Source organism: Prevotella histicola (genome assembly GCF_055385135.1).
Genome location: NZ_AP043794.1, coordinates 153,830 through 179,327, shown reverse-complemented (window position 1 = coordinate 179,327; position 25,498 = coordinate 153,830). Strand labels below are relative to the sequence as shown.

At 42.7% G+C, this 25,498-nt stretch carries 24 protein-coding genes and 2 tRNA genes; 11 read left to right on the top strand and 15 right to left on the bottom strand.

Going from position 1 to position 25,498, the window contains the following annotated elements:
- A complete protein-coding gene (locus ACZ48L_RS09545; protein ID WP_025790748.1) occupies positions 1-669 on the bottom strand; it encodes a DUF4230 domain-containing protein in 669 nt (222 codons plus the stop codon).
- Between the two features lie 139 nt (positions 670-808).
- Between ACZ48L_RS09545 and ACZ48L_RS09540 the strand changes: the two genes are divergently transcribed.
- The gene (locus tag ACZ48L_RS09540) at positions 809-2,017 is read left to right on the top strand and encodes an L-serine ammonia-lyase (RefSeq protein ID WP_025790749.1); all 1,209 of its coding nucleotides are present in this window, start codon (positions 809-811) and stop codon (positions 2,015-2,017) included.
- Between the two features lie 472 nt (positions 2,018-2,489).
- On the opposite strand, the gene ACZ48L_RS09535 is transcribed toward ACZ48L_RS09540, so the two are convergent.
- The 6 genes from ACZ48L_RS09535 to ACZ48L_RS09510 form a co-directional block, all read right to left on the bottom strand.
- On the bottom strand, positions 2,490-3,512 hold the full coding sequence (locus tag ACZ48L_RS09535) for an XAC2610-related protein (RefSeq protein WP_025790751.1): 1,023 nt from the start codon (positions 3,510-3,512) through the stop codon (positions 2,490-2,492).
- A 114-nt stretch (positions 3,513-3,626) separates the two neighbouring features.
- Positions 3,627-4,985 (bottom strand): histidine--tRNA ligase, encoded by a 1,359-nt coding sequence (gene hisS, locus ACZ48L_RS09530; protein ID WP_025790754.1) that lies wholly within the window; start codon positions 4,983-4,985, stop codon positions 3,627-3,629.
- 577 nt (positions 4,986-5,562) lie between these two features.
- Positions 5,563-6,840, bottom strand: a complete 1,278-nt coding sequence (locus tag ACZ48L_RS09525) for an adenylosuccinate synthase (RefSeq protein WP_025790755.1) — start codon at positions 6,838-6,840, stop codon at positions 5,563-5,565.
- Entirely contained in the window at positions 6,837-7,343 is a 507-nt protein-coding gene (locus tag ACZ48L_RS09520) for a Fur family transcriptional regulator (protein ID WP_025790757.1), read from the bottom strand. Before ACZ48L_RS09520 ends, ACZ48L_RS09525 begins: the two co-directional genes overlap by 4 nt.
- A gap of 385 nt (positions 7,344-7,728) precedes the next feature.
- Positions 7,729-9,030, bottom strand: coding sequence for a M64 family metallopeptidase (locus ACZ48L_RS09515; RefSeq protein ID WP_464722068.1), 1,302 nt, complete (start codon positions 9,028-9,030; stop codon positions 7,729-7,731).
- Between the two features lie 35 nt (positions 9,031-9,065).
- Entirely contained in the window at positions 9,066-9,194 is a 129-nt protein-coding gene (locus ACZ48L_RS09510) for a hypothetical protein (protein ID WP_257879477.1), read from the bottom strand.
- Between the two features lie 61 nt (positions 9,195-9,255).
- Here ACZ48L_RS09510 and ACZ48L_RS09505 point away from each other — a divergent pair, with 61 nt between their 5' ends.
- Positions 9,256-9,387, top strand: coding sequence for a hypothetical protein (locus ACZ48L_RS09505; protein WP_257882142.1), 132 nt, complete (start codon positions 9,256-9,258; stop codon positions 9,385-9,387).
- Between the two features lie 417 nt (positions 9,388-9,804).
- Here ACZ48L_RS09505 and ACZ48L_RS09500 read toward each other — a convergent pair whose 3' ends face one another.
- On the bottom strand, positions 9,805-11,751 hold the full coding sequence (locus ACZ48L_RS09500) for a M6 family metalloprotease domain-containing protein (protein WP_464722067.1): 1,947 nt from the start codon (positions 11,749-11,751) through the stop codon (positions 9,805-9,807).
- A gap of 430 nt (positions 11,752-12,181) precedes the next feature.
- Between ACZ48L_RS09500 and ACZ48L_RS09495 the strand changes: the two genes are divergently transcribed.
- Positions 12,182-12,254 (top strand) — tRNA-Thr (locus ACZ48L_RS09495).
- Positions 12,255-12,260: 6 nt separating this feature from the next.
- Positions 12,261-12,334 (top strand) — tRNA-Gly (locus tag ACZ48L_RS09490).
- A gap of 135 nt (positions 12,335-12,469) precedes the next feature.
- Here the strand turns inward: ACZ48L_RS09490 and ACZ48L_RS09485 are convergent.
- Positions 12,470-12,844: a hypothetical protein gene (locus tag ACZ48L_RS09485; RefSeq protein ID WP_308339548.1), complete on the bottom strand. Its 375-nt coding sequence runs from the start codon at positions 12,842-12,844 to the stop codon at positions 12,470-12,472.
- A gap of 316 nt (positions 12,845-13,160) precedes the next feature.
- Between ACZ48L_RS09485 and ACZ48L_RS09480 the strand changes: the two genes are divergently transcribed.
- Together ACZ48L_RS09480 and ACZ48L_RS09475 are read left to right on the top strand one after the other, a co-directional pair.
- Positions 13,161-13,391 carry a YecH family metal-binding protein gene (locus ACZ48L_RS09480; RefSeq protein ID WP_008823159.1) on the top strand — a complete coding sequence of 77 codons (231 nt, stop codon included), beginning with the start codon at positions 13,161-13,163 and terminating at the stop codon, positions 13,389-13,391.
- 45 nt (positions 13,392-13,436) lie between these two features.
- Positions 13,437-13,736, top strand: coding sequence for a hypothetical protein (locus tag ACZ48L_RS09475; RefSeq protein WP_008823158.1), 300 nt, complete (start codon positions 13,437-13,439; stop codon positions 13,734-13,736).
- Positions 13,737-14,814: 1,078 nt separating this feature from the next.
- Here the strand turns inward: ACZ48L_RS09475 and trxA are convergent.
- Positions 14,815-15,336, bottom strand: a complete 522-nt coding sequence (gene trxA, locus ACZ48L_RS09470) for a thioredoxin (protein ID WP_025790761.1) — start codon at positions 15,334-15,336, stop codon at positions 14,815-14,817.
- Positions 15,337-15,590: 254 nt separating this feature from the next.
- Between trxA and ACZ48L_RS09465 the strand changes: the two genes are divergently transcribed.
- From ACZ48L_RS09465 to ACZ48L_RS09450, 4 genes are all read left to right on the top strand, one after another.
- Positions 15,591-16,175, top strand: a complete 585-nt coding sequence (locus tag ACZ48L_RS09465) for a hypothetical protein (RefSeq protein ID WP_025790763.1) — start codon at positions 15,591-15,593, stop codon at positions 16,173-16,175.
- Between the two features lie 240 nt (positions 16,176-16,415).
- Positions 16,416-17,330 (top strand): DMT family transporter, encoded by a 915-nt coding sequence (locus ACZ48L_RS09460; RefSeq protein WP_025790764.1) that lies wholly within the window; start codon positions 16,416-16,418, stop codon positions 17,328-17,330.
- On the top strand, positions 17,321-18,202 hold the full coding sequence (locus ACZ48L_RS09455) for a DMT family transporter (RefSeq protein WP_036871121.1): 882 nt from the start codon (positions 17,321-17,323) through the stop codon (positions 18,200-18,202). Before ACZ48L_RS09460 ends, ACZ48L_RS09455 begins: the two co-directional genes overlap by 10 nt.
- A 5-nt stretch (positions 18,203-18,207) precedes the next feature.
- Complete coding sequence (locus tag ACZ48L_RS09450) at positions 18,208-18,963, top strand: SDR family NAD(P)-dependent oxidoreductase (protein WP_025790766.1); 756 nt, start codon at positions 18,208-18,210, stop codon at positions 18,961-18,963.
- On the opposite strand, the gene ACZ48L_RS09445 is transcribed toward ACZ48L_RS09450, so the two are convergent.
- On the bottom strand, positions 18,960-19,457 hold the full coding sequence (locus tag ACZ48L_RS09445; RefSeq protein ID WP_025790767.1) for a DUF4112 domain-containing protein: 498 nt from the start codon (positions 19,455-19,457) through the stop codon (positions 18,960-18,962). The two genes, ACZ48L_RS09450 and ACZ48L_RS09445, sit on opposite strands and share 4 nt — an antisense overlap.
- A 240-nt stretch (positions 19,458-19,697) precedes the next feature.
- Between ACZ48L_RS09445 and ACZ48L_RS09440 the strand changes: the two genes are divergently transcribed.
- Entirely contained in the window at positions 19,698-20,231 is a 534-nt protein-coding gene (locus ACZ48L_RS09440) for a DUF4890 domain-containing protein (protein WP_025790769.1), read from the top strand.
- A 504-nt stretch (positions 20,232-20,735) separates the two neighbouring features.
- Here the strand turns inward: ACZ48L_RS09440 and ACZ48L_RS09435 are convergent.
- Genes ACZ48L_RS09435 through porE form a run of 4 tightly spaced genes read right to left on the bottom strand, consistent with a single transcriptional unit; the run spans position 20,736 to position 25,404 of the window.
- Complete coding sequence (locus tag ACZ48L_RS09435; RefSeq protein ID WP_025790771.1) at positions 20,736-21,227, bottom strand: dihydrofolate reductase; 492 nt, start codon at positions 21,225-21,227, stop codon at positions 20,736-20,738.
- Between the two features lie 13 nt (positions 21,228-21,240).
- Positions 21,241-22,035, bottom strand: coding sequence for a thymidylate synthase (locus ACZ48L_RS09430; RefSeq protein ID WP_008823149.1), 795 nt, complete (start codon positions 22,033-22,035; stop codon positions 21,241-21,243).
- The gene (locus ACZ48L_RS09425) at positions 22,032-23,396 is read right to left on the bottom strand and encodes a methyltransferase RsmF C-terminal domain-like protein (protein WP_044113767.1); all 1,365 of its coding nucleotides are present in this window, start codon (positions 23,394-23,396) and stop codon (positions 22,032-22,034) included. The genes ACZ48L_RS09430 and ACZ48L_RS09425 overlap by 4 nt, the downstream gene beginning before the upstream one ends.
- A complete protein-coding gene (gene porE / locus ACZ48L_RS09420; RefSeq protein ID WP_242401676.1) occupies positions 23,371-25,404 on the bottom strand; it encodes a PorE family type IX secretion system protein in 2,034 nt (677 codons plus the stop codon). Before porE ends, ACZ48L_RS09425 begins: the two co-directional genes overlap by 26 nt.
- Positions 25,405-25,498: the final 94 nt, after the last annotated feature.

Below are 25,498 nucleotides of genomic sequence, written 5' to 3'. Positions count from 1 at the left end.
TTAGCCCTCCTTTCTTGTGTCAAGTAATGATGGAAGATCATGCAGAGTAAACTTCTTTCGGAACGAAATAGTGATGTCTGCATCCTTATATCCCATCGTTGTGAAGATCGGAACGAGTTGTCGTGCAGCACTTTCCTGTGCCTGCTGGATGATACCCATTTGTGGAATAGCATTCAATATCTGCTTCCTTCCCTGCGCTTCATAGCTTGTCAGCTCGGCATCGGTGAAGTTTCGGCGCGTCAGAGCAACGTATTCCTTCACCCCCTTGTGGTCAATCTTCGTTGAAGTGAGCACAATCTTCGGATCGGGTAGGGTGACAATGAGTTTCTTTCCATCCTTTTGTATGTTCTTTTCACTGAAGGTTGACATGTCAATATATGCCTTCAGCGTGGCATCCATAGGGATAGCTATGCGGCGTTCGCCCAACGGAAGGTTGACACTGAAGTCCTTTTTCATGATCGAACCAGACAGTTTCATCTCGTCGTCATGTGTGATAATCTTGTGAATACGATATTCCGTAGTGTAGAGACGTGAGCTTTGTTGCACCTGCGTCACCAGCATTGGAATGGTGTCGAGAACCTCTTTCTTAGGTTCTTCGGTAGCTTTTTTGTTTGTACATGCGCTTGTCAGCAACAACGTACATAGCATTATGACTGTTATCCGTTTCATTTTTATAGTGTATGGAACGGCGCAAAGGTACTAAAAAGATATGATGTTACTTATCTTTTTCCCTATATATCGGTCGTATTGATGTATTTTTTTGTATTTTTGTAACCCAATAAAAGAATTGTATTGAGGATAAAGAAGAATGGAATCATTAAGCGAAATATTCAGAATAGGTAAGGGACCGTCAAGCAGTCATACGATGGGACCACAGCGAGCAGCCGTCATTTTCGCTGGTAGACACCCCGAAGCAGCGCGCTTTGAGGTGACTTTGTATGGCAGCCTGGCTGCTACGGGAAAGGGACACATGACGGATAAGGCTATCATTGACGTACTGAAGAAGGTGGCACCAGTGGAGATTGTGTGGGAACCCGAGGTCTTTCTGCCTTATCATCCTAATGGTATGCTTTTCCGTTCGTTTGGTTCTGATGCTAAACCAACGGATGAATGGACGGTATATAGCGTTGGTGGAGGTGCTCTTTCAGAAGGAAAAGCAGAGGGAGATTACTTTACTACCACCTCAGTATACGACCTTCACACGCTGAAAGACATACAAGCATGGTGCGAACATCACGGACGTGGCTACTGGGAGTATGTGAAACAGTGTGAAGATGACGACTTCTGGGATTATCTTCGTGAGGTTTGGTACACCATGCAGGCTGCTGTTGAACGGGGATTGGACAGTGAAGGGGCTTTGCCCGGTCCATTGAATCTTGCACGTAAGGCAGCAACTTATTATGTTAAGGCACGTGGTTACAAACCGTCTTTGCAAAGTCGTGGAATGGTTTATTCCTATGCTTTGGCTGTGAGTGAGGAGAATGCATCAGGCGGAACGATTGTTACTGCACCGACATGTGGGGCATGTGGCGTTGTTCCAGCAGTACTTTATCATCTTGCAAAGGGACATGATTTCTCTGAAACAAAGGTTCTTCACGCACTAGCAACAGCTGGATTGTTCGGTAACATAGTGAAGTATAATGCTTCCATATCAGGTGCTGAAGTGGGCTGTCAAGGCGAGGTTGGTGTGGCATGTGCCATGGCTTCAGCTGCTTCTTGCCAACTGTTTGGCGGTAGTCCTTCACAGATTGAATATGCAGCAGAGATGGGTTTGGAGCATCACCTTGGTATGACGTGCGACCCAGTGTGTGGTCTTGTGCAGATTCCTTGTATCGAACGCAATGCCTTTGCTGCTTGTCGGGCTCTTGATGCACAGCTTTATGCAACGTTCAGTGACGGTCAACACCGTGTTTCCTTCGACCGTGTGGTTGAGGTTATGAAGCAGACGGGACATGACATTCCGTCCCTTTATAAGGAGACAAGTGCTGGTGGACTGGCTAAGGATTATGAGATGTAACGACTTGTCAGGTCTTCTTCCGAAGGATACCTGACCCATTCTGATGTTGTTCTCTATACGTTTGAAAACGGTTTAAGAAGTAATCAATGTAAGATTAATTCACAATTATATTTTGAAAGGTGCTCTTTTGCGTTGCAAAAGGGCACCTTTTACGTTGTAAAAGATGCCCTTTTGACATGTAAAAGACGCCCTTTTACAATGCAAAAGGGCGTCTTTTGAAAGCCTCTTCATAACCCTTTGATATCCTATGAGTTACAAAGTCGGTTTTTATTGGTTTTCTTTCGTTTTACTGCTAATCGTCGATTGATTTTTGTAAAGTTGTTTTCCCTGTTGGTGTTTCTTTGTCTTTGGGTTCTGAAAGGGTCTTTCATGCGGGATTCGCTGTACGTTTTCTCTTCCTTATCGGCTGTCATGTGTGGTGAGATAATGCGGAGTTTGAGAAGTGACAACTGAGGGATTACTAACCATTTGATTATTGATAGACGACATTATCCAACTTAACTCTTAACAGTTTCCCGATGCTTCCTTTTCTACTTTTGGGATTTCCAACCCACTGATGGGTCTTCCCTTTATAGGTAATGTTGATGCCTAACTTGCCAGACTTCTCATAAATGGTGTAAGAGGTATCCTTATTCTCGAAAGAAACGCTGCCCGTTTCCTTGTTATAGGTGAACTCTTCTGATTGGTCGGAATCATCAGAAGGATAGTAGAACTCTACATTTTTCTTGTCATCCATGATGGCATAATTGAGCGTATGACCATTCTTATTATAAAGAATGATACTCTTGTTCATCGCATCTACATGAAACTTGAAATAGTTTTCAACGCTCTCACTCTTAAGGTTTATGCTAGTTGATACGCTCTCAACCATCTTTTTACCATCCCATTCTTCAGTTGTTTGAATGCGAAGAGGGTCGTTTTTTAGGTTATCAGTGAATGTTCTGATAAGTTTAGGCTTGTTATCCTCTACAATATATTTTGAGAACTGGTGCCAGCAACAACCATCTTTCGTCATCGTAGATAACGTCTTTTCTTTATAATCTACGCTGAACATTCCACAGAAATCCTGGGCTAATTCCGTGAAATCGCCACTAAATTGAAAGCCATTCTCCGTTGCTAAATAGATCAGAAAGGATGGTCCTTGATAGCAACTGTTGAACCCGTCCATGATGGCAAAGTCCTTTTTACCGTCAAAATTATAATCTTGATAGAGCAAGACACTGTATTCTCCATAAGGAATCTCAGCTATGTTAGGCTTAATCTCCCCATCATGAAGGTCGAATGAGAGCTCATCTGCATCCACGTGGATGAGTTTCTTGTTCGTAATACGGTCATAAACTTCTACCCAACCAGCAGAAGTAAGTGCGGATGTATCAGCAAAATAAACCTTTCCATAGTATTGTTTTGAAAAGCCATCGATGTTAAATGATGCCTGACCGAGGGCTGAAAGTATCCAACCCGATAATAGAAAACAAAGTAAAAGGGCTTTCTTCATTGGTAGAGGTTAATGTAGTTTGTTGCCGTTTGTATCTTGTTAATCAACTATATGGATACAAATTATTCAAAAAAAAAGCCCCCCTCTCCCTTAAATTAGGGAGGGGGAGAACCTTTAAAATCTATTGATTAGCTCCTCAGGTGTGACTAGTTCCTGTTCACCTGTGGACATATTCTTCAGTGTTATCTTGCCTTCCTGCATTTCAGTTTCGCCTGCAAGGGCAACGAAACCAATGTTTTTGGCATTGGCATAGCTCATCTGTTTCTTCATTTTTGCACTGTCTGGGAACATCTCCGTACGTATTCCGGCACGTCGAGCAGCTGCAATGATAGGCAGACAGTAGGCTGTTTCCTTCTCACCAAAGTTGATAAAGAGGAGTTGAGTACCCTGAACACTCTCTTTAGGGTAGAGGTCTAAGGTGTTAAGAACATCATAAATACGGTCTGCACCGAAGCTAATGCCAACACCAGAGAGCCCTGGCATGCCGAAGATTCCCGTGAGATTGTCATAGCGACCACCACCAGTTATGGAGCCAATCTGCACATCCAGTGCCTTAACTTCGAATATTGCACCTGTGTAATAGTTCAGTCCGCGAGCCAAAGTGAGGTCAAGTTGTATTTCATTGTTCAACCATGATGTCTTCAAAGTGTCAAGAATGAAGCGCGTTTCCTCAACGCCTTTGAGTCCAATCTCGCTCTCTTTTAGTACTTCTGCAATGACATCAAGCTTCTCATCGTTGCTTCCTTCAAGCTTAATGATGGGCTGTAGCTTGGCAATGGCTTCCTCTGAGATACCATTCTCACGTAGTTCGGCATTGACATTGTCGAGTCCTATCTTGTCAAGTTTGTCTATTGCAACGGTGATATCTACTATCTTATCTTTCTCACCCATTACTTCTGCAATGCCGGTGAGTATTTTTCGGTTGTTGATCTTTATCTGAACGCGTACGCCAAACTTAGTAAATACGGTGTCAACAATCTGCATTAGCTCCACTTCATTGAGCAAAGAGTCGGACCCAACGACGTCTGCATCACACTGATAGAACTCACGATAACGTCCCTTTTGTGGGCGGTCTGCACGCCAAACGGGCTGAATCTGATAGCGTTTGAACGGCAGTTGGAGCTCTTCACGATGCATAACAACATAGCGAGCAAAGGGAACTGTGAGGTCATAACGTAGTCCTTTCTCGCAGAGTTTGGTCTGCATCTTGAGCGTATTACGCTCTTTCAGCTCGTCATCACTGACCGATTTGAGGTAATCTCCTGAGTTTAGAATCTTAAAAAGCAGCTTATCACCTTCCTCACCGTACTTTCCCATCAGCGTATGGAGGGTCTCCATTGCTGGAGTCTCAATCTGTTGGAAGCCGTAAAGGGCATAAACTTGCTTTATAGTGTCGAAGATATAATTTCTTTTAGCCATTTCCTCGGGACCGAAATCACGTGTTCCCTTGGGTATGGAGGGTTTGTTTGCCATTCTTTTTATTATTTTTTTGAAGTTAAAGAAAGCCTCTTGGAGGTTTTTTCTTTGGTTGTTGAGGAGTTGAAAAGGCTATGGATGTTCCGTCAAGAGCCTTGTTCTATATCCTTTTCCCTTGTTGTTGAGGACTCGAAAGGGCTATGGATGTTCCATCAAGAGCCTTGTTTTATATCCCTTTCCCGTGTTGTTGAGGACTCGAAAAGGCTATGTATGTTCCATCAAATGCCTTGTTTTATATCCTTTTCCCTTGTTGTTGAGGACTCGAAAGGGCTATGGATGTTCCGCTAAAAGCCTTGTTTTATATCCTCTTTCCTTGTTGTTGAGGACTCGAAAGGGCTATGGATGTTCCGTCAAATGCCTTGTTCTGTGTTTCTGATTACTGTATTTTGCAGATTCAATTGTACATTTTGTCTGTCTACTTATCAGCTTTTCGCACTTCAATTAACCAACTAAAGACTCGACTTATCCACTTATTCAGCATCAACTTGTCGACTATTTACCTGCCAATTGAGCTACTAAACACTTGACTTACCAACTTATTAACCTGTCAACTCGTCAACTATTCACAGTTATTTTACTTCCTTACAATCGTCTGCTCACGGTCAGGACCGATAGAGATGATGCCGATTCGCGTCTCAAGATACTGTTCTAAGAAGCTCACATAGTCACGGAATGCCTGTGGGAATTCATCTTCCGACTTGCATTTGGTCATGTCTTGCTTCCAACCTGGCAGCTCTTTATAGATTGGTTTGACGTCATCTATCTCGTAAGGGAACTCCTCTGTGCGTGTACCATCAGGCAGTTCGTAAGCTACACAAGCCTTGATTGTCTCGAAACTGTCTAACACATCACTCTTCATCATGATGAGTTCTGTGACGCCATCAACCATCACTGAGTAGCGAAGTTGTACAAGATCAATCCATCCACAACGGCGTTCACGCCCTGTAACGGCACCATATTCATGACCAAGGTCACGTATCTTCTTACCTGTTTCATCAAACAATTCCGTTGGGAAAGGACCTGCTCCGACACGTGTACAATAAGCTTTCATAATGCCATATACGTTCCCTACCTTGTTAGGACCAATGCCTAAGCCTGTGCAAGCACCAGCACAAATGGTGTTAGAGGAGGTTACGAAGGGGTAAGAACCAAAGTCAACGTCAAGCATTGTGCCCTGTGCTCCTTCGCAAAGGATGTTCTTTCCGCTGCGTAAGAGGTTGTTAATCTCATGCTCAGAGTCGACGAATTGGAAGCCTTTCATGTACTCTATGCCTTCCATCCACAGCTTTTCAGTCTCTTCAAAGCCCTCAAAGTCAGTCCAACCAAGTGCTGCAAGCATCTTCATATGGCGTTCTTTGTGCTCAGAATACTTGCGATCGAAGTCGGAAAGGATATCTCCTACGCGCAAACCATTGCGACTTACCTTGTCAGTGTACGTTGGTCCGATGCCTTTTCCAGTCGTTCCAACCTTGTTTTTGCCCTTTGCAGCCTCGTAAGCACGGTCAAGAATGCGGTGAGTAGGCATGATAAGGTGGGCTTTCTTTGATATTTTAAGACGCTCTTTGAGTGGATGTCCACTCTTTTCCAGGTCCTTTGCCTCACCCATAAACAAGTCTGGAGCCAGCACAACACCATTACCAATGATGTTAACCTTACCCCCTTGGAAGATACCAGACGGTATTGAGCGGAGCACATACTTCTGATCTTCGAACTCCAACGTATGCCCTGCGTTAGGACCTCCTTGGAATCTGGCCACTACATCGTAACGGGGTGTCAGCACATCGACAACCTTTCCTTTACCTTCATCACCCCATTGGAGACCCAACAGGACGTCAACTTTACCTGTGTTCATTTGCTTTTCTGTGAGTTTTTATCTTGTTTCTGTGTCAGAAGCTTATTGCGTTGGCGCGAAATAGCAGCCTGACAACGGGAACATATACCATAGATATAAAGTGAGAAGCCATCCTTTCTGAAGCGATAAAGCTTTGTTTCTTTGATGGCATCGGCAATCTCTGGAGACTCAATCTCCGTTACTTTGCCACATACAGTACATATTTGATGGATGTGATCTTCGTTGGCATAACATGCTTCATACTTGGTTTGACCTATGAAACGATGTCTGACAACGAGGCGCAACTCTATGAAGAGTCGCATAGTATTATATAATGTAGCACGTGAGACACGGAAGTTCCGAGCCTCTAACTCTGCTCCTAACTCATCCAGAGAGAAGTGTCCTCCGATGTCATAGACGGCATCCAAGATGGCATATCGCTCTGATGTCTTACGATGATTATTAACTTCGAGATATCCATCTAAGATATCCCGAACCTTTTTTTTGACTATATCTTTAGTCACGACTTACTGATTAAATTCGCACAAAGTTACCATTTTTTAGCGATATAACCTTTATATAGCAATAAAAAAAAGTTAAAAACCGCAGTGTTCGTTCGTGAATACTGCGGTCTTTTCTTATGGCTTATTTCCCAAAATAAATGGGTTAATTTCTTAATATCGAACGAATCAAATCTCAATGTTGACCGATTCTAATCTCAACATCGAACGATTCTAATCTGAATACAGAACAGCTAAAATCTCAATATTAAACTATTCAATCTTCAATATCAAACGGTCTAATTCTGAATATAGAACTATTCAATCTTCAATATTAAATGGTTTTGTTCTCAATATCAAACCACTTTGTTCCCAATACGGACTCATCTGCATCAGAAACGTATTCTGTTTATTCCCCTGTATAGAACTGAATGAGGCGTGTAAGAGCCTGCGTACATACCGGACAGAACTCTGGATGAACGTTGGTTCGCATCCTACAATCGGGGAATCCACGATAAACTCCATGCTGAGCATAGCCTGCTGGCTCATAAGCACCTATCTTCCACTTGTCCCGACGGGCGTTAGGTTTGTCAAGATCAGCGGGTTGTGGTGTTGGAATTGGGGTTTTCTTATTGATGAGATTCTCCCATTTTCCGTGGAAATCAACGAGTGTTGTCAGGTTAGGTTCCCATGGTTCAACATCTGTTGGATACATGTTTATGGTCTCTTTCTCGTATGCATACTCATCGCCTAAGCCTGCAAAGGAGTGTCCGAACTCATGAACTACGACTGGTTTGAAGTAATCATTGTGTGCCATAGATAGGTTATATGAGTTCAATATACCACCACCTCCGTATTTTTCTGTGTTAACCAGTACGATAATGTGTTCATATGGCGTACCAGCCAACCAGTTATGAAGGTCTTTTAGATGCAGTGTTGTCAAATAACGGTCACTGTAGAAGGTGTCGAAATGTGAATGTAGAGCAGTGTTTTTCCATATTCCTTTCGATGGTTCAGACGTTCCACTCTCTGCTGATGGGGCTTTTACGGCAATGATATTGAAGCGTTGACGCATTGATTTAAAGGGCTCATGAGCAAAAAGAGCTTCCATTGCGATGCGGCAATCCTTAATGAATACGGGCATTTCAGCCTCCGTATATCCTTCAGCAATGTATGCAATGTGTATGCAACGGGAAGGGTCTGCTGCCTGCTGGAGCGTCTCGTACGGTGTGACATTGCGTTCTCCCATGTGTCGAATGAGGATATCTTGTGGTGCAACAAGGTGTGTCATGGAGACAGTCACCTCTCTTCTGTTGTTCCGAAGTTCAACAGTCACGTCGGCAGAGTCCTTTGGATAAGGTACAAGAAAGACGTTTTCAAATGATTTACTGCTTGGTTTCTTGGCTTCATCGTACGTAAGCCACTCCTGAAAGAGGGTAGAGAAGGAATTACGATAGATGACTTTCTGTGTACGATGATCGCGAACGGTGATCTGACCGTTGCCCTCTATGGGCAGTTCCGACAGTCTTTCGTGCTTCCCGAACCAATGTGGAAGGCGGTAAAGTTCATCTACTGCAATTGCCTGATGCTTGGCATTACCAGAGAAAATGTAGTCGATTCGCAGTGTTGCATCGTCAAAGTATTGTTTGAAATCCTGTGCAACAGCATTCAGACTGATTGTTAATAGTAATAGGATAAAGATTCTTTTCATTGTGTTTATTAGTTATGGTTAAAGTTATTTGTTCTCTAAAGCGTTGTGATCAATAGTGTTGTAGAGGGCGTGTGCAGTCCTACAGCTGCCTTGAAACCTGCCAAGAGTACGTTGGCAACGATGCCTACGATACTGGTTCGAATGATTTGCTGGTCTCTTTCCATGTGTTTGGATTTCTCTTTTCAACTCTATCTTCTTTGCAAAGATATTAATAAATATTGGTAAATGGGTGAAATAGATGTTGATAAAACAGAAATATTTTATCCTTTGTTAGGTAAAATAACATTTATATCCAAAGTTCCTGTTGCTGAAAAGGGAATGATGGGGGATGACAATGTTGATGAAAGCGCCTTCTGAGGTCCATGGTTTAGATTTTATATTGTGAATAAACGGCTTCTGTATGCTTGCTTTTAAAGAGATACGTATGGGGGTTCTGTATACTCAAGGATAAGATATTATGTGTTTAGAAATAATCTTACAATATTTAGTAGGGTTTTCCCTGCAATATAGTAGAAAACGGTTTATTTCCTGCTTTGTAACCATCAGATTGTCAATAGGTTATAAAAGGCAAAGTAAAAGGTGCCCTTTTGCGATTCAAAAGGGCACCTTTTACACATCAAAAGACGCCCTTTTACCATGCAAAAGGGCGTCTTTTAGAACGCAAAAGGGCGTCTTTTAAAATGCAGATGTGAATTAGTTTTACAACAATGGTTGTTCTTTACCGATTCATTCTTCTGATGTTAGGGTTTTCTATGACGGCTGAAAGCTTTGTGTTTATCTCACAACGACTTTCTTTCCACCTATTATATATATGCCTTTCGGCAGACTCTTCGTGTCTTTACCTACGTATCTTCCCTGCAGATCATAGACTTTCTGTGGCTCGGTTGGGGTGACATTGACAACGCCATCAATCTTTGTTGGCTTCCCAGTTAATACGATTTTCACATCATCCAATACTATCTGACCATGTAGTCTGAAGGTTATCGTCGTTGTTTCGTTGGAGTCGAACGTACCGTTATAGCCTTTCAGCGTATTCTTTTTCAAATGTATTGGGTTACCTGCTGCACCGTTTATGACCATGGATAGGGTAGCATTGTCCGATTCAATACCTGCTGCCTTGAAGGAAATCTTGCATTGTCCGTTGGCATTGAACTGTGGAAGATAGAGCGTATAGTCCTTGTCTGGATAGCCAAAGCTTCCACATTGATAGCCCGAACCTTGATAGTCGCAATACCATCCACTGTTATCGGGATTGAATGTGGCAGAGAAAGTGTCGCCATCCCATTGCCCATCGTTGCCGCCAGTGCCGTTACAATTATCGAAAGACTCGCTGAATACAGTCGTTTCTCCCGATGGAGTAGGAGTGTCTGTGCCCGTGATTAAGAAGTTCAACGTACCGTTGGCGTTGATACTTGTGTTGCTAAGAGTATAGTTATAGAGCTTTTCTCCCTTCTGTCCTTGGTGCATTGCAACACCATATCGTTGTGGATCATTGTTCACAGTGTTGTTAGCCCACGTGTTACTGTTGTAGTCTATGCTTGTCATCACCAGTCCTTGAACAGGATAATAGATGTCCCATGACTCTCTTTCTCGGTTCTCCAGGATGTAATATTGGTTACGATTGGTCTGGTTATAGACAACGAATGCCTTGCCGTTTTTGTTCGTTGTGGCAACGTTTTTGTATTCTCCCGACTTCAATTCTTCGAGTTTCACCCATCCAACGAAGTTCTTTTCGTATGCAGAATAGTTACATGGCTTGTATCCATTGCCCAAGTAACTGCCTATAGACATTATACTATAGTAGGCTGGACCATAGTCACCTGAGCTTGCAGTGTTGTATAAATCAGGGAGACCAAGGCCATGTGAATACTCATGACAGAAGATTCCGACACCTGCAACATCGCCGTTTGAGTTGAGCTCTGGCGCACATGCGTAGGTATTTGCCTCACCAGTGGGGAAGCGTTGGGTGTATCCTTGGTAGTAAACCAGTGACCATTGGTGTGGCCAGATGCGGTCAGCTTCTCCCGTATCAGCCTCTCCGTGGCCTGCATATACAAACATAATGTTCTCCGCAACACCGTCTCCGTCCCAGTCATAGTCCTTGAAATTAACCTGAGAGGCTACTTTTTTGAGTGCTTCTGTTACCATTTCCTCTGGCGCAGCATCGCGTCCGTTGTTGTTATATCCGTACTTTGCGTATCCTTTTGATAGCTTTACAGGACCTACAACATCGAAAGTCACATCGAATTTACCTTGACTTTGTGCCAGGAAATAGTCTCGTGCAGAACCGTTAAAGTTACCATTCTTATAGTCTTTGCCGTTAAGTACGTGCTGATAGAGGGTCTTTGGATCGCTGACAGAGAAGTCTTGATCGGCAAAAGAGACCAATACGACCAATGACTTGCGCTTTCCTGAAACCTTCTGGACGGTTCCTCCGATACGGGAAGCAGGTCTTGTCATAATGAAATCCTTGGGTTTGGGTGCTTCAGAGAGCTCTGTATATACTCCGTTTACGGGCTCATAAGCAAAGATTCGCTTGTCATCTGTCAGCCAATATTTGGCATGTTCGTCTCCACTAAGGTGTGCTTTGACTGTCGTTCCGTCTTTTAGTAGTAGGCTTTTGGTTACCCCTGGCCATGCTGGAGACGCATTCATGGCTATTGAACACAGCAATAATACAATTACGAAGACCGTGTTTTTTACGTTTTTAGTTCCTATCATGTTGTTCAATCTATGGTTTTGTCGGTATCACATTTCTAATATTATAATACTTAAAGATGCTACAAAGATACTAAATTAATTTCATTTTATTCTTGTTTTAGCATTCGTTTACGATTTATATGTGGGCTTTCCACACCTTATCTGTAGACTTCCCACGCCTTATATGTGGGCTTTCCACATCTTGTATGTTGGCTTTCCACACATTATACATAGAGTTCCCACATCTTATATGTAGGCTTTCCATACATTATATGTCGGCTTTCCTCATTTTATATGTAGACTTTCCACACATTATGCATAGAGTTCCCACATCTTATCTGTAGACTTTTCACACCGTATATGCAGGCCTTCCACACCGTGAAAACATTGAAAAAAGCATTCAATCATTTGGCTGTTTGTTTTTTTTGATGTATCTTTGCAGCCGTAAATCGCCGATATGGCTCAGTTGGTAGAGCAACGCATTCGTAATGCGTAGGTCCCCGGTTCGAGTCCGGGTATCGGCTCTTTATGCGGAATTAGCACATCGGTAGTGCACGAGCTTCCCAAGCTTGAGAGGCGGGTTCGATTCCCGTATTCCGCTCCAAGGTGCTTATCAACAAAAAAGACAACTCTCTTGAGTTGTCTTTTTTTGTTATGTTTGAATTTTAATCTATTTCCTTTTATTTTCTGTTTTATGCGTTTTCAGCAGTTATTCCTACAACACTTAGATGCTATTTTACTATTCTTCAGTGACCTTATAGTCCCAGAAAGCCTTATCAACGATCATGATAAAGAAGGGTTGTGTGGTGAAACTCTGTGTCACACCCTCCTTCATGAAGTACTTCATGACGAGGTGTTTCTTTCTTTTCTTCGTCAAAGAGAGAGGTCTAAGTTCTGTTCTGCGATTGCTTTCTGGTAGGATATAGGCAATAACAAAGCTCTTATTGAAGTCTATAGGAGTTGCTTCTCCACCCTTACCCATGAAGGTTGCCATACCAAACTGCTTCTCAAACTCAGGTTGTGAAGCAATTTTCATGATGGTAGGTTTCGTCTCCTTACCAATATGGAAGTAGTTTTTACCCTCTGTGAAACTAACTTCTTTGTTACTTTCCACAAGGGTTCTGTGCGTACTACACGATGTGCAAAATAGTATTATGGCGCCAAAGAGAAATAATAACTGTTTCATATTGTTGAAAACCTTTATGTTTTTATTAGGGAAAAGTGAGTTGTTCGTCAAAGCAAGACTTCCCATTTATGGATACAAAAGTAATTAAAATAAGTTTATGTTGTGACATTTAATATCATAAAATTGGTTAATTTAACATTTAGCATACCCTTTATAGGCAAATATAAGGTACAGAATATGTACCTTTGTTACGAAGAGTGACTATCTTTGTAACGTAATATTAATAAATAAAGGTGTATTTTTTATGGCACATGGACATGATGTTCTCCACATGATGGAGGGCAATAGTTATGACACAAAAGAGGATTTGGTGAAGGCAATCATCGCACATTTCGGTGCTGATGAGCTTTTTCACACCTGTTCAGCAGAGGGAATGACGGCTTCAGAGTTGGTTGATTTCCTGGCTGAAAGGGGAAAATTCATGCCTGCATCAGCTGGTTTCACTGTTGACAGTAGCAAGATTTGTAACCATTAAGACGGTGAAGAGTCCTTTTATTAATTAATTATTAAGGAGTAAATTATGATTAAGATTTATGGAATGAAGACTTGTCCAGATTGTATTTCTGTTGACAAACAAGTAGAGGGTAACGCTCGTTACGAGGTGATAGATATTGGTGAGCACGTTAAAAACCTGAAGGAATTCCTTCGATTGCGTGATAATAATGCCGTCTTCGATGATGCAAAGAAGTACGGTTATGCTGGTATTCCATGCTTTGTGCTGGAAGATGGCACCGTAACACTGTCTCCTGAAGAGGCTGGATTACACTCGGGCGATGTCCCATCAGGTGCTGCATGCAATCTTGATGGTACTGGTTGCTAAGGCAAACGACAATAAAAAAGAAGAGGCACAACTTGCAGTCACCTGCTTGTTGTGCCTATTCTTTTGACTGACAACAGTCAGTCTACGTGTTTTCTTGTAAGAAGATCAATCGAACTTCACAGCCGTTGATCTTTTCGTTTCCTCTGAAACAATAATCTTTCTACCTAAAATAACTAAAACCTAAATCTATTTACTACTAACCTAAACAATCTATTTTTATGTATGCAAAGTTATAACATATTTCTGAATTGTACAAATTTCAAGATTAAAACATTCGTGTTATATTGCGTTTTTTGATGTATATCAAGCTATAAATCATAAGTTTTCCTCTTTCAATACTTATTATTTAATGATGAGCAACACTTCTTTCTATGAGATTAATAGTGCTTTCTTCCCGTTGGAATAGGGTGTTTTCCTACCAGAAGAGACTTTGTATTCAATGTAGAACATCTGTTTTTTCTGATGCAAGATGCTATGTTTTGTTATGCTCATCCCACTTCATCTCTAAGTGAACGTAATCAGTTTCTGAGTCGATACTTTATGGATCAAACTGCACATAAGAGTCTCTTTTTGTAAAACAAATTACATATCGACTTTTAAAAGGGCGTCTTTTGCAATGTAAAAGATGCCCTTTTGCGTTGTAAAAGATGCCCTTTTGCATGGTAAAAGATGCCCTTTTGCAATGCAAAACATGCCCTTTTACAAGCCCATCTGTAACTATTTGATAGTGACTGTATTACAAAGTCGTAAAAAGATCATTTCCATTTGTTTTGGTCTTCTTCATGTTCTTAAATCTGTAAGTTTACTTTACTGTTTACAATAACCTAACTTCTGCTCTTTCTTTTCTGTCTTTACACCTTATTATATATAGGGACGTTTCATGGCATTCATCATCTTCAGTTTTGTATATGACCAAGATTATATGTTGTAGACATAACGTTGTATTGTTTGTTTTAGTATGAATGCTGCAACAAAAAAAGAGGACAGACCGTGTGATCTGTCCCCTTTTTGTATCTTGTCTCGTCCGTTTTCCTCCGTAAAGCAGAGGAGAAAGGAGAGAAGAACATGCTCAATTTGATTATTGCAGCAAGGTAGATTTAATAGCTTCTTCGAACTCTTCTCTGTTCATTGCACCCTTTTTCATCTTTGGTTCACCCACCTTTGGGATGAAAAGGATGGCAGGGATAGCACGAATATCAAAGAGTTCAGCCAGTTCGCGTTGCTTGTCAACATCCACTTTATAGACATCTATCTGCCCATTATAGTCGCGTGCAACCTCTTCAAGGATAGGTGCTGTCATCTGACAAGGGCCACACCATGTTGCATAAAAGTCTATAATCGCAGGCTTATCACCTTTGAATTGCCATTTATTTGGATTCTTTTTGTAATCCATTATGTTGTGTTTGAACATCTCAGCGTTCATCTCTTTAACGCTCATGCTCTGCTCATTGCCTTCTTCCTGACTGTTTGTCTCGTCACCCTTGATACTGATTTCAGCGTTCGCCTGCGCCTTATTGTTATTTGAAGGCTTGTTATTCTGTGTGCAAGCTGTCAATCCGAATGCCATTACGGCGACCATAAGTACTACTGTACGTTTCATCTTCTAAACTGTGCTTTAGGTTTTTATACATGCTAAAGGGATTACTTCCCATCAATAGCAGGTTTGTTAATAAAATATGATTTATTGTAAACGATGCAAAGGTAGGTATTCCTTTTGGGTGTACCAAATATTCTATAAATAAATTATCTATTGTTAACTAAATCTTCAGAGGTAATTCTTTAAGTTAAAAAAGTTATATATCAATATCCTTATAAAGTATTTTCTTATCTTTGCAACATCTTAAAATACATAGCATGATGAAACATTATTTACTTTTTTTAGTAGTCGCTCTGCTTGCAATAGGGTGCTTTACAGCCTGTTCAAGTGATGATAATGAGGGCGAAGAGAGTGTCACCCATCTCTTGCCGAAGGGTAAGATTGACCTTAACAAACTGCCGACGGTTACTTCAGATGAGTTCTTCTCAAAGGTTGTTGACCGTGGTTGGAAGCATTTAGGGACCTATGAAATCCTGTCGGATGGTAGTCTTTCTTCAACTGATTACTATAAAGGTGCAATAGGTTATGGCCCTTCTGACTTCTATTTCAGTAAGGATAAGATAACGAAATTCTTCTATAATGATGCGTTGGGGAAGCTTAACAAGTCAACAGCTAATTATCATTATGACAGTTCAAACAATGCTATTGACATCGGGGAGAACCCTAACCCTTTCGACAGAGTGTACTCTTGCACAGATACAAAGCTGCTTTTGGTGCTCTACTTGGGGAAGGTTAACGTCAATAACGGCCAGCTTCGTGATCACTATGGCATAGCATGTTACACGAAGATGAGCGATAAGGAACTCGCTGAAAAGCAGAAGAATTACGAAGATATTCCGTAAGAATACCATCCCAAAGACGATATTACAAACCATTACAAGGCGTCGGTAATAAGACTACAAGGCGTCAGTAATAAGATTACAAAGCATCTGTAATAAGATTACAAAGCATCTGTAATCTTGCGAAGTGGTGTGTTCTATACTGTAAAACATAATCTTTCACGGTGCATCACGGCTGATATTACAAAAAAAATAAGTATTTTTGCACTTGTAAACGTTATTCTTTAATGTAATCAACAAGTTGTGAACTTATCATCAAACATAAAAGGTTATGGCTATGCAAGCGTCTCTGCCATAACCTTTGGTACGATTCCGCTCTTCTCTATACCTGTAATGGAGGCAGGGATGCAGCTTCCTTCGGTCTTGATTTATCGCTTTGCTTTCGGTTGTCTGTTTATGATTGCCGTACTGTTATGGCGCAAACAGAGTCTGCATATAAGCTGGGGAGAAGGACTAAGGATCATGTTTCTTGCACTGATGTACGCCATTTCAGCTGTCTGTTTGTTCGGAAGTTATGAGTATATGCCTGGTGGTGTGGCAACAACGTTGCTCTTTTCGTATCCAGTTTGGACCGAAATACTCCTGATTCTCTTCTTTCATGAGCGTCTGACACTGCGTATTAGCCTTGCAATAGTGCTTGCCATAGCTGGAGTTTTCTTCCTTGGAGGCATCGGACAGACGGAAGGTATAAAGTCAGGCATGGGTGTTATCCTGGCAATGTCGTCCGGATTGCTCTATGCCATATACATGGTTATATTCCCACACATGCGTGTCAGCAAGCTACCAGCACTGAAAGTGAACTTCTATATATTCTTTATGGCAATGCTATTGTTGATCCTTTACTCCAATTTTACCACTGGTGGGATAGACAGAATCAGTGATGGGAGTTCTCTTTTATCGTTGATTCTGTTGGGATTGGTACCTACTACGGTGAGCAATGTTACCCTTGTACGGTCTCTAACACTGATAGATTCAGCCAGTGTAGCCATCCTTGGAGCCTTCGAACCGCTTACTGCCATGGCAATTGGTATCACATTGATGGGTGAACCATTGACAATCACGGTCGTAATAGGCCTCATTTTAATCATAACTTCCGTCTTAATTCTGATAACTAAGGGCAGAAGACTGCCCAATCCATTACATTTCTTATGTCAATAACGAAGAATAACACTTTACATTGGCACCTTCTCGCTGCTGCAATAGTAGGTATATGGGGTGCAACGTTCGTCAACACGAAAGTACTTTTCAACAGTGGACTCACTCCTTTAGAGATCTTTGTCCTCCGTTTCATCATTGCTTACGTCTGTATTTGGTTCATATCACCTCGTAAACTCTTCTCAAAAACATGGCGGGATGAGCTTATTATGGTGTTATTGGGCATCACTGGCGGCTCAGTTTTCTTCCTTGCGGAGAATTATGCAGTAGGGTTGACCTATGTAAACAACGTTAGTTTCATTGTATGTACAGCCCCTTTGATGACAGTAATCCTTGGTATTATGTTCGTAAAGAGCATCAAAGCAACGTGGAGTCTTATCCTTGGCTCTGTAATAGCATTGCTTGGAGTAGCCATAGTCATCTTTAATGGTAGTCTGGTGTTGCACCTTAACCCCTGGGGAGACCTCCTTGCACTGCTTGCATCAGTATGTTGGGCTGTCTATTCCTTGCTGATGAAGCGGATATCACACCAATATTCAGCTGTCTTTATCACCCGAAAGATCTTCTTTTATGGGCTCCTTACGGTGTTACCAGCTTTCCTTTTTGATCCTTGGACAGCCACTTCCGCCATGCTCTTTACGCCGAAAGTGGTATTGAATCTGCTCTTTTTAGGGCTGATAGCATCCTTTTTATGTTTCGTTTTATGGACATTGGTGATCGCAAAGATAGGTGCGATGACCTCATCCAACTACCTTTACCTGAATCCGATCAGTACTGTTGTGATCAGTGCGTTCGTCCTTGACGAGCCAATGACAGCCATTGCGTATGTGGGAAGTGCACTGATTCTTGCAGGAGTGATTATATCTAATAAATAAAAACAATGAGAAAAACAGCATTAATTACTGGTGCTACCAGTGGAATTGGCGAGGCTTGTGCACGTAAATTCGCACAAGGTGGCTACGATGTTATTATTACTGGGCGTAACAAACAGCGTCTTGCAGCACTCAAAATGGAGCTTGAGACAGGCGAGACAAAGGTCCTTGCACTTGCATTTGACGTCCGAAACCGTGCCGCAGCCACAAAGGCTATTAAGAGTTTACAGACAGAATGGGCAAAGATAGATGTCCTTATCAACAACGCAGGGCTTGCTCTTGGATTGGAACCAGAGTACGAAGGCGACTTTGAAGACTGGGATACGATGATCGATACCAACATAAAAGGACTCCTGACGATGACCCGTCTCATTGTTCCTAAGATGGTTGAGCGTAACAGTGGACACATTATTAATATAGGATCAGTGGCTGGTGACGCTGCATATGCTGGTGGAAACGTCTATTGCGCCACGAAGGCTGCAGTGAAAACCATCACAGATGGACTCCGAATTGATGTTGCCCACACTGCCGTAAGGGTCACGAATGTGAAGCCAGGGCTTGTAGAAACACACTTCTCTAACGTTCGTTTCCACGGAGATGACAAGCGTGCGAACAGCGTTTATCATGGTATCAAGCCGTTAACAGGTGCCGATATTGCCGATGTTGCCTACTATGCGGCATCCGCTCCAGCCCATGTGCAGATTGCAGAAGTGCTTGTTCTGGCTACACATCAGGGCAGTGGCAGCGTCATTCACCGTGACTAACGGTTGAAAAGCATGATGATGTTATGCCAGATCCAGCCCGTCAGACTAACCAGGAGTACCATCATTGCAATGATAATAACCACCATCAGGACAATGAGTAATGCACTTTGAATAGCCTTTCGGTTAACATCTCGGATGACATCCTTGTCTCCTTCCACAAAGCCTCGCACCAATTCCATGTTCTGTCGGTTGGCTTTGTGGAAGAAATCAATGACATCTCCCACGTAAAACGGAATCAATCCCAATGCCACATCACGCAGACTGTTATTGATAATGGCGAGTGAAAGCGGGATACTACGTACCTTTGCGATGGCAAACCACACGTAGAGCACAGCGAAAAGTGCTGCCAGAATATCGCCAATACCAAAGGGAAGAAGACCTATGACACCATCTAAATAATAAGTATCCATTAGCTTCTGCACCTGTTCCATAGCCTTATAAGCATTGCTATCATTAAGCCTTTCCTGCGCTTTCAGTCTATTTCCTTCTTTCATTTGTTACTGTTTAAATTTACCAATGTGAGTCAATTAATCCACAACTAATACCGTTGCAAAGATACAATATATCCCTTTGAACTTATCAACTATCTTTAATTAATAATCATTAAATAACCTCTTGTACGACAGAAAACGCCATTCTCACTATTGCACATGTCGTTTTACTGTCGTATCTTTGTGCGTGTCAGAGCAAGAAGTATGCTCTGATGAATGTTTAATAATTAACAAATAAACGATATGAAACGTATAACATTTTCACTTCTTGCAGCTGCTTTGATGGCTGCTTCAAGCGTATCAGCAAGTAATAACACCACATTCGAGGCACGCACAGCCGTCGTTCTGCAGAAAGAAAAGAGCTGTTGCAAGGGTAAGATGACCCCTCAGCAGGTGACAGCAAAGATGGTTGCGAAGCTCGGACTCAACCAAGAACAGGGCTTGAAGCTCCTTTCTTTGAATCAGAAGTACGCCGATCTGTTCGCTGGTCAGCGTGGTGAATCAGCTGAATGTCATAAGAATGAGAAGGCAAACGGTGCTACTCCAAGTTGTTGTAAGAAGGAAGAACAGGCTAAGAAACCTGCTTGTTGCAAGGAGAAGACCGACTGCAAGAAGGCAGAGGCAGAGAAATGCAACAAGGATAGAGCTAATTGCAGCAAGAAAGACGGTAAGGCTGAGTGCAAGAAAGGTGAGCAGTGTGCTAAGCGCAAGGCTTATGATGCAGAGCTAAAGCAGATTCTTACTGAAGCACAATACCAGAAATATCTGAACAGATAAGAACCTTTCACCGTCAGAACAACCCACAACTGATTGCTTCTGGCAGGGTTTGAAGAAAAGAGAAAAGGTGTGCCGAGTTCCCGTTTCAAGGGACTATCGGCACACCTTCTTTCGTTTCTTGTACACTCAACAGACGCTCTGAAGAGTACATGAAAGAATCAATAAAAGAGTAGGAGAGTATGGTGAATGTAAGATAATTTCACCCTATGCATTCTACATGATGCTCTTTTGCATTGTAAAAGACGCCCTTTTGCAGTGTAAAAGATGCCCTTTTGCAGTGTAAAAGGTGCCCTTTTGAATGGTAAAAGGGCACCTTTTGAAATGCGTTTCGTAACCTATTGGAAACGTGTTAGTTACAAAGCCGAAAATAATCGGTTATGAATGAAATTGCAGTTGTTGGTAGCTTCTTTTTTGTAAGACTATTTCATGTACCACAATTCTTCTGCATATAAAAAGATAAAAGACGGTGTCTTCTACAACAGAATACCAACAACAGTGAACAGTTTAAGCATCCTTCCTCACGTAATCCACAAAAGCATAGGCAGGATTATCATCCGTTGCAGGACGTTCCTCACGTGATTCCACCTTCCATGTACCGTCATCATAAGCAGGGAAAAAGACGTCAGCATGTGGCGGAACAGCTGCTATCTCAGTCAGATAGAGCCGGTCAGCAACAGCAAGAGCTTCCTTATAAAGACTTGCGCCCCCAATGATAAAAGCCTGTTCGTCGGTACCTATGTGCTGAAGAGCTTCATCAAGCGACTTGTAAACATCACATCCAGGGAAGTCAGTCTCGGTCCTACTGAGCACAATGTTTCGTCTGTTAGGTAGCGCACCCTTAGGTAATGAATAGAAAGTGCGGCGCCCCATGATGACCGTATGCCCCGTTGTGAGTTGTTTGAAACGCTTAAGGTCCTCGCGAATGAAGTAAACCATGTCGTTCTGATAGCCTATAGCACGGTTCTCAGCTACGGCTGCAATGATGTTAAGTTGCATAGTCTATGGTTCTTTATACTGCTACATCGGCTGCTATATGCGGCCATGGGTTATAATCAGTCAGCTCAAAATCTTCGTATTTGAAGCTGAACAAGTCCTTCACATCAGGGTTAATCTTCATCTTAGGTAGCGGTCTTGGTTCACGTGTGAGCTGTAGTTTAGCTTGCTCAAGATGGTTCAAGTAGAGATGCGTGTCGCCTGTTGTGTGGATGAACTCTCCCGCTTCAAGTCCTGTAACCTGTGCCATCATCTGCAACAAGAGGGCGTATGAAGCAATATTAAACGGTACACCAAGGAACGTATCAGCCGAACGCTGATAGAGTTGGAGGGATAGTTTGCCGTCAGCAACATAGAATTGGAAGAGACAATGGCAGGGTGGGAGAGCCATCTGGTCTACTTCAGCTGGGTTCCATGCCGTTACGAGCATACGACGAGAGTCTGGATGATGCTTTATTTGGTCGATAACGTTTGCTATCTGGTCAATCGTTCCACCCTTATAATCAGGCCATGAACGCCACTGATGACCATAAACAGGTCCGAGATCTCCGTTCTCATCAGCCCATTCATTCCATATTCTCACACCGTGTTCCTGCAGGTAAAGCACGTTAGTATCCCCACGTAGGAACCACAGAAGTTCGTAGATGATACTCTTTAAGTGTAGTTTCTTCGTTGTGAGAAGAGGGAAACCATCCTGCATATTGAAGCGCATTTGGTTTCCAAATACCGACAGTGTGCCCGTTCCTGTGCGGTCACCTTTCTGTACACCCTCATCAAGTATGCGGTTGAGGAGGTCAAGATATTGTTTCATAATTCGTTTGTTTTAATGTTCGAGATAAGTATTTTAGGGTTATCGGGTATGTGACTGCTCTTTATTCTCCACTCCTGTGGATAGAGATTGTTGGCTCTGTTGCCAAGATTCTTCGCAAATCCAAGGTCATGACCATGATAAGTGAGGAGCACAATGCCCTTTTGTGTATTCTCAGGAAGCGTTATTGCCTCGTGTCTCAGATAGCTTATTGCCTGTTCATAACTGATTTCCACGGCTGGATAGGCACTCTTGTCAGCCTCAATAGCAAGTGCAAGGGTATGGTCGGGGATGATGTTCTTTCCCTTCACGATGCCTTCTTTCACCCCGTAAGACAGTACACGGAGTCTCTTACGTGCCTCTGCTACAGCTTTATCCACAGGAATATCCGTCGGACGACACAGTGTATCATCCTCTCCATGCTTACGGATTACCGCCATGAAGAGTCCCTCTCCATGGGTTATTCCGGGTATAAAACGATAAACAGGGAATGCTTTTCCGTTTTTTAGTGGGTTGTTTACAAGTGAACCAGTTATGTTCCACGACGCTTCTGTTGGGACATTGAGCAGTTCAGCATCATATTCTTTAAGTATCCATGCCACGTTCTCTTCGTCTTCATACGCATTAAACGTGCACGTAGAGTACACAAGTATACCGCCGGGTTTGAGGTTTTGCCATATATCTGCAATGATATCACGCTGTAATTTCCAGCAGTTCTCAACGTTCTGTGTGCTCCATTCCGTAATTGTCTGTGGGTCTTTGCGGAACATTCCTTCCCCAGAACAGGGCACATCAGCAATGATCAGATCGAAAGAAAGGGTAGTTTTCTTATAATCACGTGGGTAATTATTGGTTACAAGGGCATCTTTATGCCCGAATTTCTGTACGTTCTCAGCCAGGATCTGTGCCCTTTTGCCTATCGGTTCATTTGAAAAAAGAAATGAACCAGTAGGAAGTGCCGTGCGAGCACAGGTGGTTTTGCCTCCAGGAGCAGCACAAAGGTCGAGTGCAAGGACTGGGTTCTTCACCCAATGGCGCAGCACATGCGATAGAAACATAGATGAAGCCTCCTGCACATAGTAGGCTCCTGCATGGAGAAGAGGGTCGAAAGTGAAGTCGGGACGCCTGTTTAACCAGTATCCTTCATCACACCATGGCACCCTTTCAGGGCTTAAATTGCTATTGATAGACTCATCTTCTGATAGCTTAAAAGGGTTCAATCGGATGCTGACAGGTGCACTTTCGGTGAGTCCTTTTAGGTATTTCCGATAACGTTCTTCCCCAAAAAGCTCCTGTGTATATGCCTCAAACTCCTTCGGAAGTTCAGCTTCGTATTCCTTATTCAATGATAATTTCGTCGTCATCTATTGGCTTTTTGGGCTTAGGCTTGGGTTGTTGCTTGAGATTTCCCTTGTCATCAAACATACCATATGTTGTTCTCAACACCGTAAACTCCGTACGTCTGTTGAGCTGATTGGCTATTTCCTGCTTCTCTTTATCAAGTTTCTTGATGAAATCTTCGGTCAAAACGTCGTTCTCCTTTAGCCATGGATACTTCTCAGTGAGCTTCTTTCTGATCTTCTTAGGCTTCTCTTTGCCATAACCTACTGGTGTCAGACGGTCTCGAGCGATGCCATGTGCGGTGAGATAAGCCACTACTGCATCTGCACGACGTTGTGAAAGACGTTTGTTATAGTCAGCTGATCCAATGTAATCAGTGTGTGCTGACAGTTCAATTGTTACGTTTGGATTCTCGTTTAGTAGCTTAACCAGTCCGTCCAATGCCTTCTCTGACTCTGGGCGAAGCGTCGCTTTGTCGAAGTCATAGAAGATGTTATCAATCAAAACAGGTACATGTATGCCAGCCAAAGGGAACTGTAAGGTGTGTTCTTTGGAGTCTTCAACTGGTGTGACGTGTATCTCTTCCTTATGATTCAAGTACCCATCACAGGTTGCAAGGAGGATATATGTAACGCCAGGTTTGACCTCTTGCTCAAAAGAACCGTCTCCTTTGACCGATAGTTTCTTGTTTGTTCCGTCGTCACCAACCATGAAAACCTGTGCAGCAGGTAACTCATAGCCATCCATTTCATAGACCCATCCTTTGACAGTCTGTATCACTTCAGGCAGTTCAAAGCTGTAGATATGATCCCATCCACGGGCATCTCCACGGTTAGAAGAGAAGAAACCACGGTTGTGAAGACCCTCGAATGTCATACCAAAGTCATCACCTTGAGAATTCAATGGGTAGCCCGGATGTTCCAAATGATAGTGATGATCATCCCCAACCTTGGCTATAAAGATGTCTAAACCACCCAAACCGCCATGTCCATTGCTTGAGAAATAAAGGTCACCATTCGGTCGGAAAGTGGGGAATTCCTCATCTCCCGGTGTGTTAATAGGTTCCCCTAAGTTCTCAACACCACCTGTTGTACCACCGCTAAGACGCACTCTCCAGATGTCAAGTCCTCCCTTTCCACCCGGCATATCACTGGTAAAATAGAGCCAATTGCCGTCTGGTGACAGGGCTGGGTGGGCAAAATTGGAAAGAGAGTCACGACTAATCTCAAGCTTTTTGGCTGCTCCCCATGATGCATCAGCACGGTTACTGACAGCAATCTGCGCATATCGAGGGTAGTTTGGGTCAGTTTTACACTGCGTAATGTACATCTCTCGCCCATCAACAGAGAATGCTGGAGTACCTTCATCATCCTTAGTATTCAGTCCAGAGACGATATCCTGTGGTGTACTCCATTTCCCTTTGTCATCCTTTTCACTCACAAATATGTCGCCAGCCTTGACCCCTGTGATGCCACTTATCGCATCTCCTTGTGCTTCATTACGTGTAGATGTGAAGTACAACTGGTTGAATTGATCGCCATAAAGCATCGGTGAATAGTCCTGACGACGGGAGTTGAAGACGTCCATGCGGCTTACTATGTACTTAGAACCGCGTTCTTTGGCGGCTGAAGCAGTCTTTGCAGCCTCCAATTCAGCAGCAATCGTCTGGTTATCGGGCATAGAATCAAGTGCAATCTGATATTCCTTAACAGCTTCAGTATAGTCACCTTCCTTCATAAGGCATGCTGCTAACTGTCTGTGAGTATCCCCATTGTCTTGCTTATAACGGATAACATTCCTGTAAGCTGCCGCTGCTCGTTGCGAAGAAGAGATGCGTTCATAGGCTTGAGCCATCTTATTTGCCATCTCACCCCGCTGCTTTCGGTCTTTGGGAGGCGTACGTTGATAAGCTGTTTTGAACTGATTTGCGGCGTCATAGTACTCCCCTAAGGAAAGAAACTTCTCTCCTTTCTTTATGTTTCTGTCCACTCCACAACCTGTCAGAAGCACGATTAGACACACAGTCATCATGATTCTGAGCCATTTTGATGGACTTATATAGACGAAATGCTGATGATTCATACTATCTTATGTAACGTATTGCACGCCATTATATTGCCTTTGG

Excerpts from the sequence above, each read along its gene's own strand:
- ACZ48L_RS09545 (WP_025790748.1), bottom strand. The coding sequence starts at position 669 with ATGAAACGGATAACAGTCATAATGCTATGTACGTTGTTGCTGACAAGC.
- ACZ48L_RS09540 (WP_025790749.1), top strand. The coding sequence starts at position 809 with ATGGAATCATTAAGCGAAATATTCAGAATAGGTAAGGGACCGTCAAGC.
- ACZ48L_RS09535 (WP_025790751.1), bottom strand. The coding sequence starts at position 3,512 with ATGAAGAAAGCCCTTTTACTTTGTTTTCTATTATCGGGTTGGATACTT.
- hisS (WP_025790754.1), bottom strand. The coding sequence starts at position 4,985 with ATGGCAAACAAACCCTCCATACCCAAGGGAACACGTGATTTCGGTCCC.
- ACZ48L_RS09525 (WP_025790755.1), bottom strand. The coding sequence starts at position 6,840 with ATGAACACAGGTAAAGTTGACGTCCTGTTGGGTCTCCAATGGGGTGAT.
- ACZ48L_RS09515 (WP_464722068.1), bottom strand. The coding sequence starts at position 9,030 with ATGAAAAGAATCTTTATCCTATTACTATTAACAATCAGTCTGAATGCT.
- ACZ48L_RS09510 (WP_257879477.1), bottom strand. The coding sequence starts at position 9,194 with ATGGAAAGAGACCAGCAAATCATTCGAACCAGTATCGTAGGCATCGTT.
- ACZ48L_RS09505 (WP_257882142.1), top strand. The coding sequence starts at position 9,256 with ATGGGTGAAATAGATGTTGATAAAACAGAAATATTTTATCCTTTGTTA.
- ACZ48L_RS09500 (WP_464722067.1), bottom strand. The coding sequence starts at position 11,751 with ATGATAGGAACTAAAAACGTAAAAAACACGGTCTTCGTAATTGTATTA.
- ACZ48L_RS09480 (WP_008823159.1), top strand. The coding sequence starts at position 13,161 with ATGGCACATGGACATGATGTTCTCCACATGATGGAGGGCAATAGTTAT.
- ACZ48L_RS09475 (WP_008823158.1), top strand. The coding sequence starts at position 13,437 with ATGATTAAGATTTATGGAATGAAGACTTGTCCAGATTGTATTTCTGTT.
- trxA (WP_025790761.1), bottom strand. The coding sequence starts at position 15,336 with ATGAAACGTACAGTAGTACTTATGGTCGCCGTAATGGCATTCGGATTG.
- ACZ48L_RS09465 (WP_025790763.1), top strand. The coding sequence starts at position 15,591 with ATGATGAAACATTATTTACTTTTTTTAGTAGTCGCTCTGCTTGCAATA.
- ACZ48L_RS09455 (WP_036871121.1), top strand. The coding sequence starts at position 17,321 with ATGTCAATAACGAAGAATAACACTTTACATTGGCACCTTCTCGCTGCT.
- ACZ48L_RS09450 (WP_025790766.1), top strand. The coding sequence starts at position 18,208 with ATGAGAAAAACAGCATTAATTACTGGTGCTACCAGTGGAATTGGCGAG.
- ACZ48L_RS09445 (WP_025790767.1), bottom strand. The coding sequence starts at position 19,457 with ATGAAAGAAGGAAATAGACTGAAAGCGCAGGAAAGGCTTAATGATAGC.
- ACZ48L_RS09440 (WP_025790769.1), top strand. The coding sequence starts at position 19,698 with ATGAAACGTATAACATTTTCACTTCTTGCAGCTGCTTTGATGGCTGCT.
- ACZ48L_RS09435 (WP_025790771.1), bottom strand. The coding sequence starts at position 21,227 with ATGCAACTTAACATCATTGCAGCCGTAGCTGAGAACCGTGCTATAGGC.
- ACZ48L_RS09430 (WP_008823149.1), bottom strand. The coding sequence starts at position 22,035 with ATGAAACAATATCTTGACCTCCTCAACCGCATACTTGATGAGGGTGTA.
- ACZ48L_RS09425 (WP_044113767.1), bottom strand. The coding sequence starts at position 23,396 with ATGACGACGAAATTATCATTGAATAAGGAATACGAAGCTGAACTTCCG.
- porE (WP_242401676.1), bottom strand. The coding sequence starts at position 25,404 with ATGATGACTGTGTGTCTAATCGTGCTTCTGACAGGTTGTGGAGTGGAC.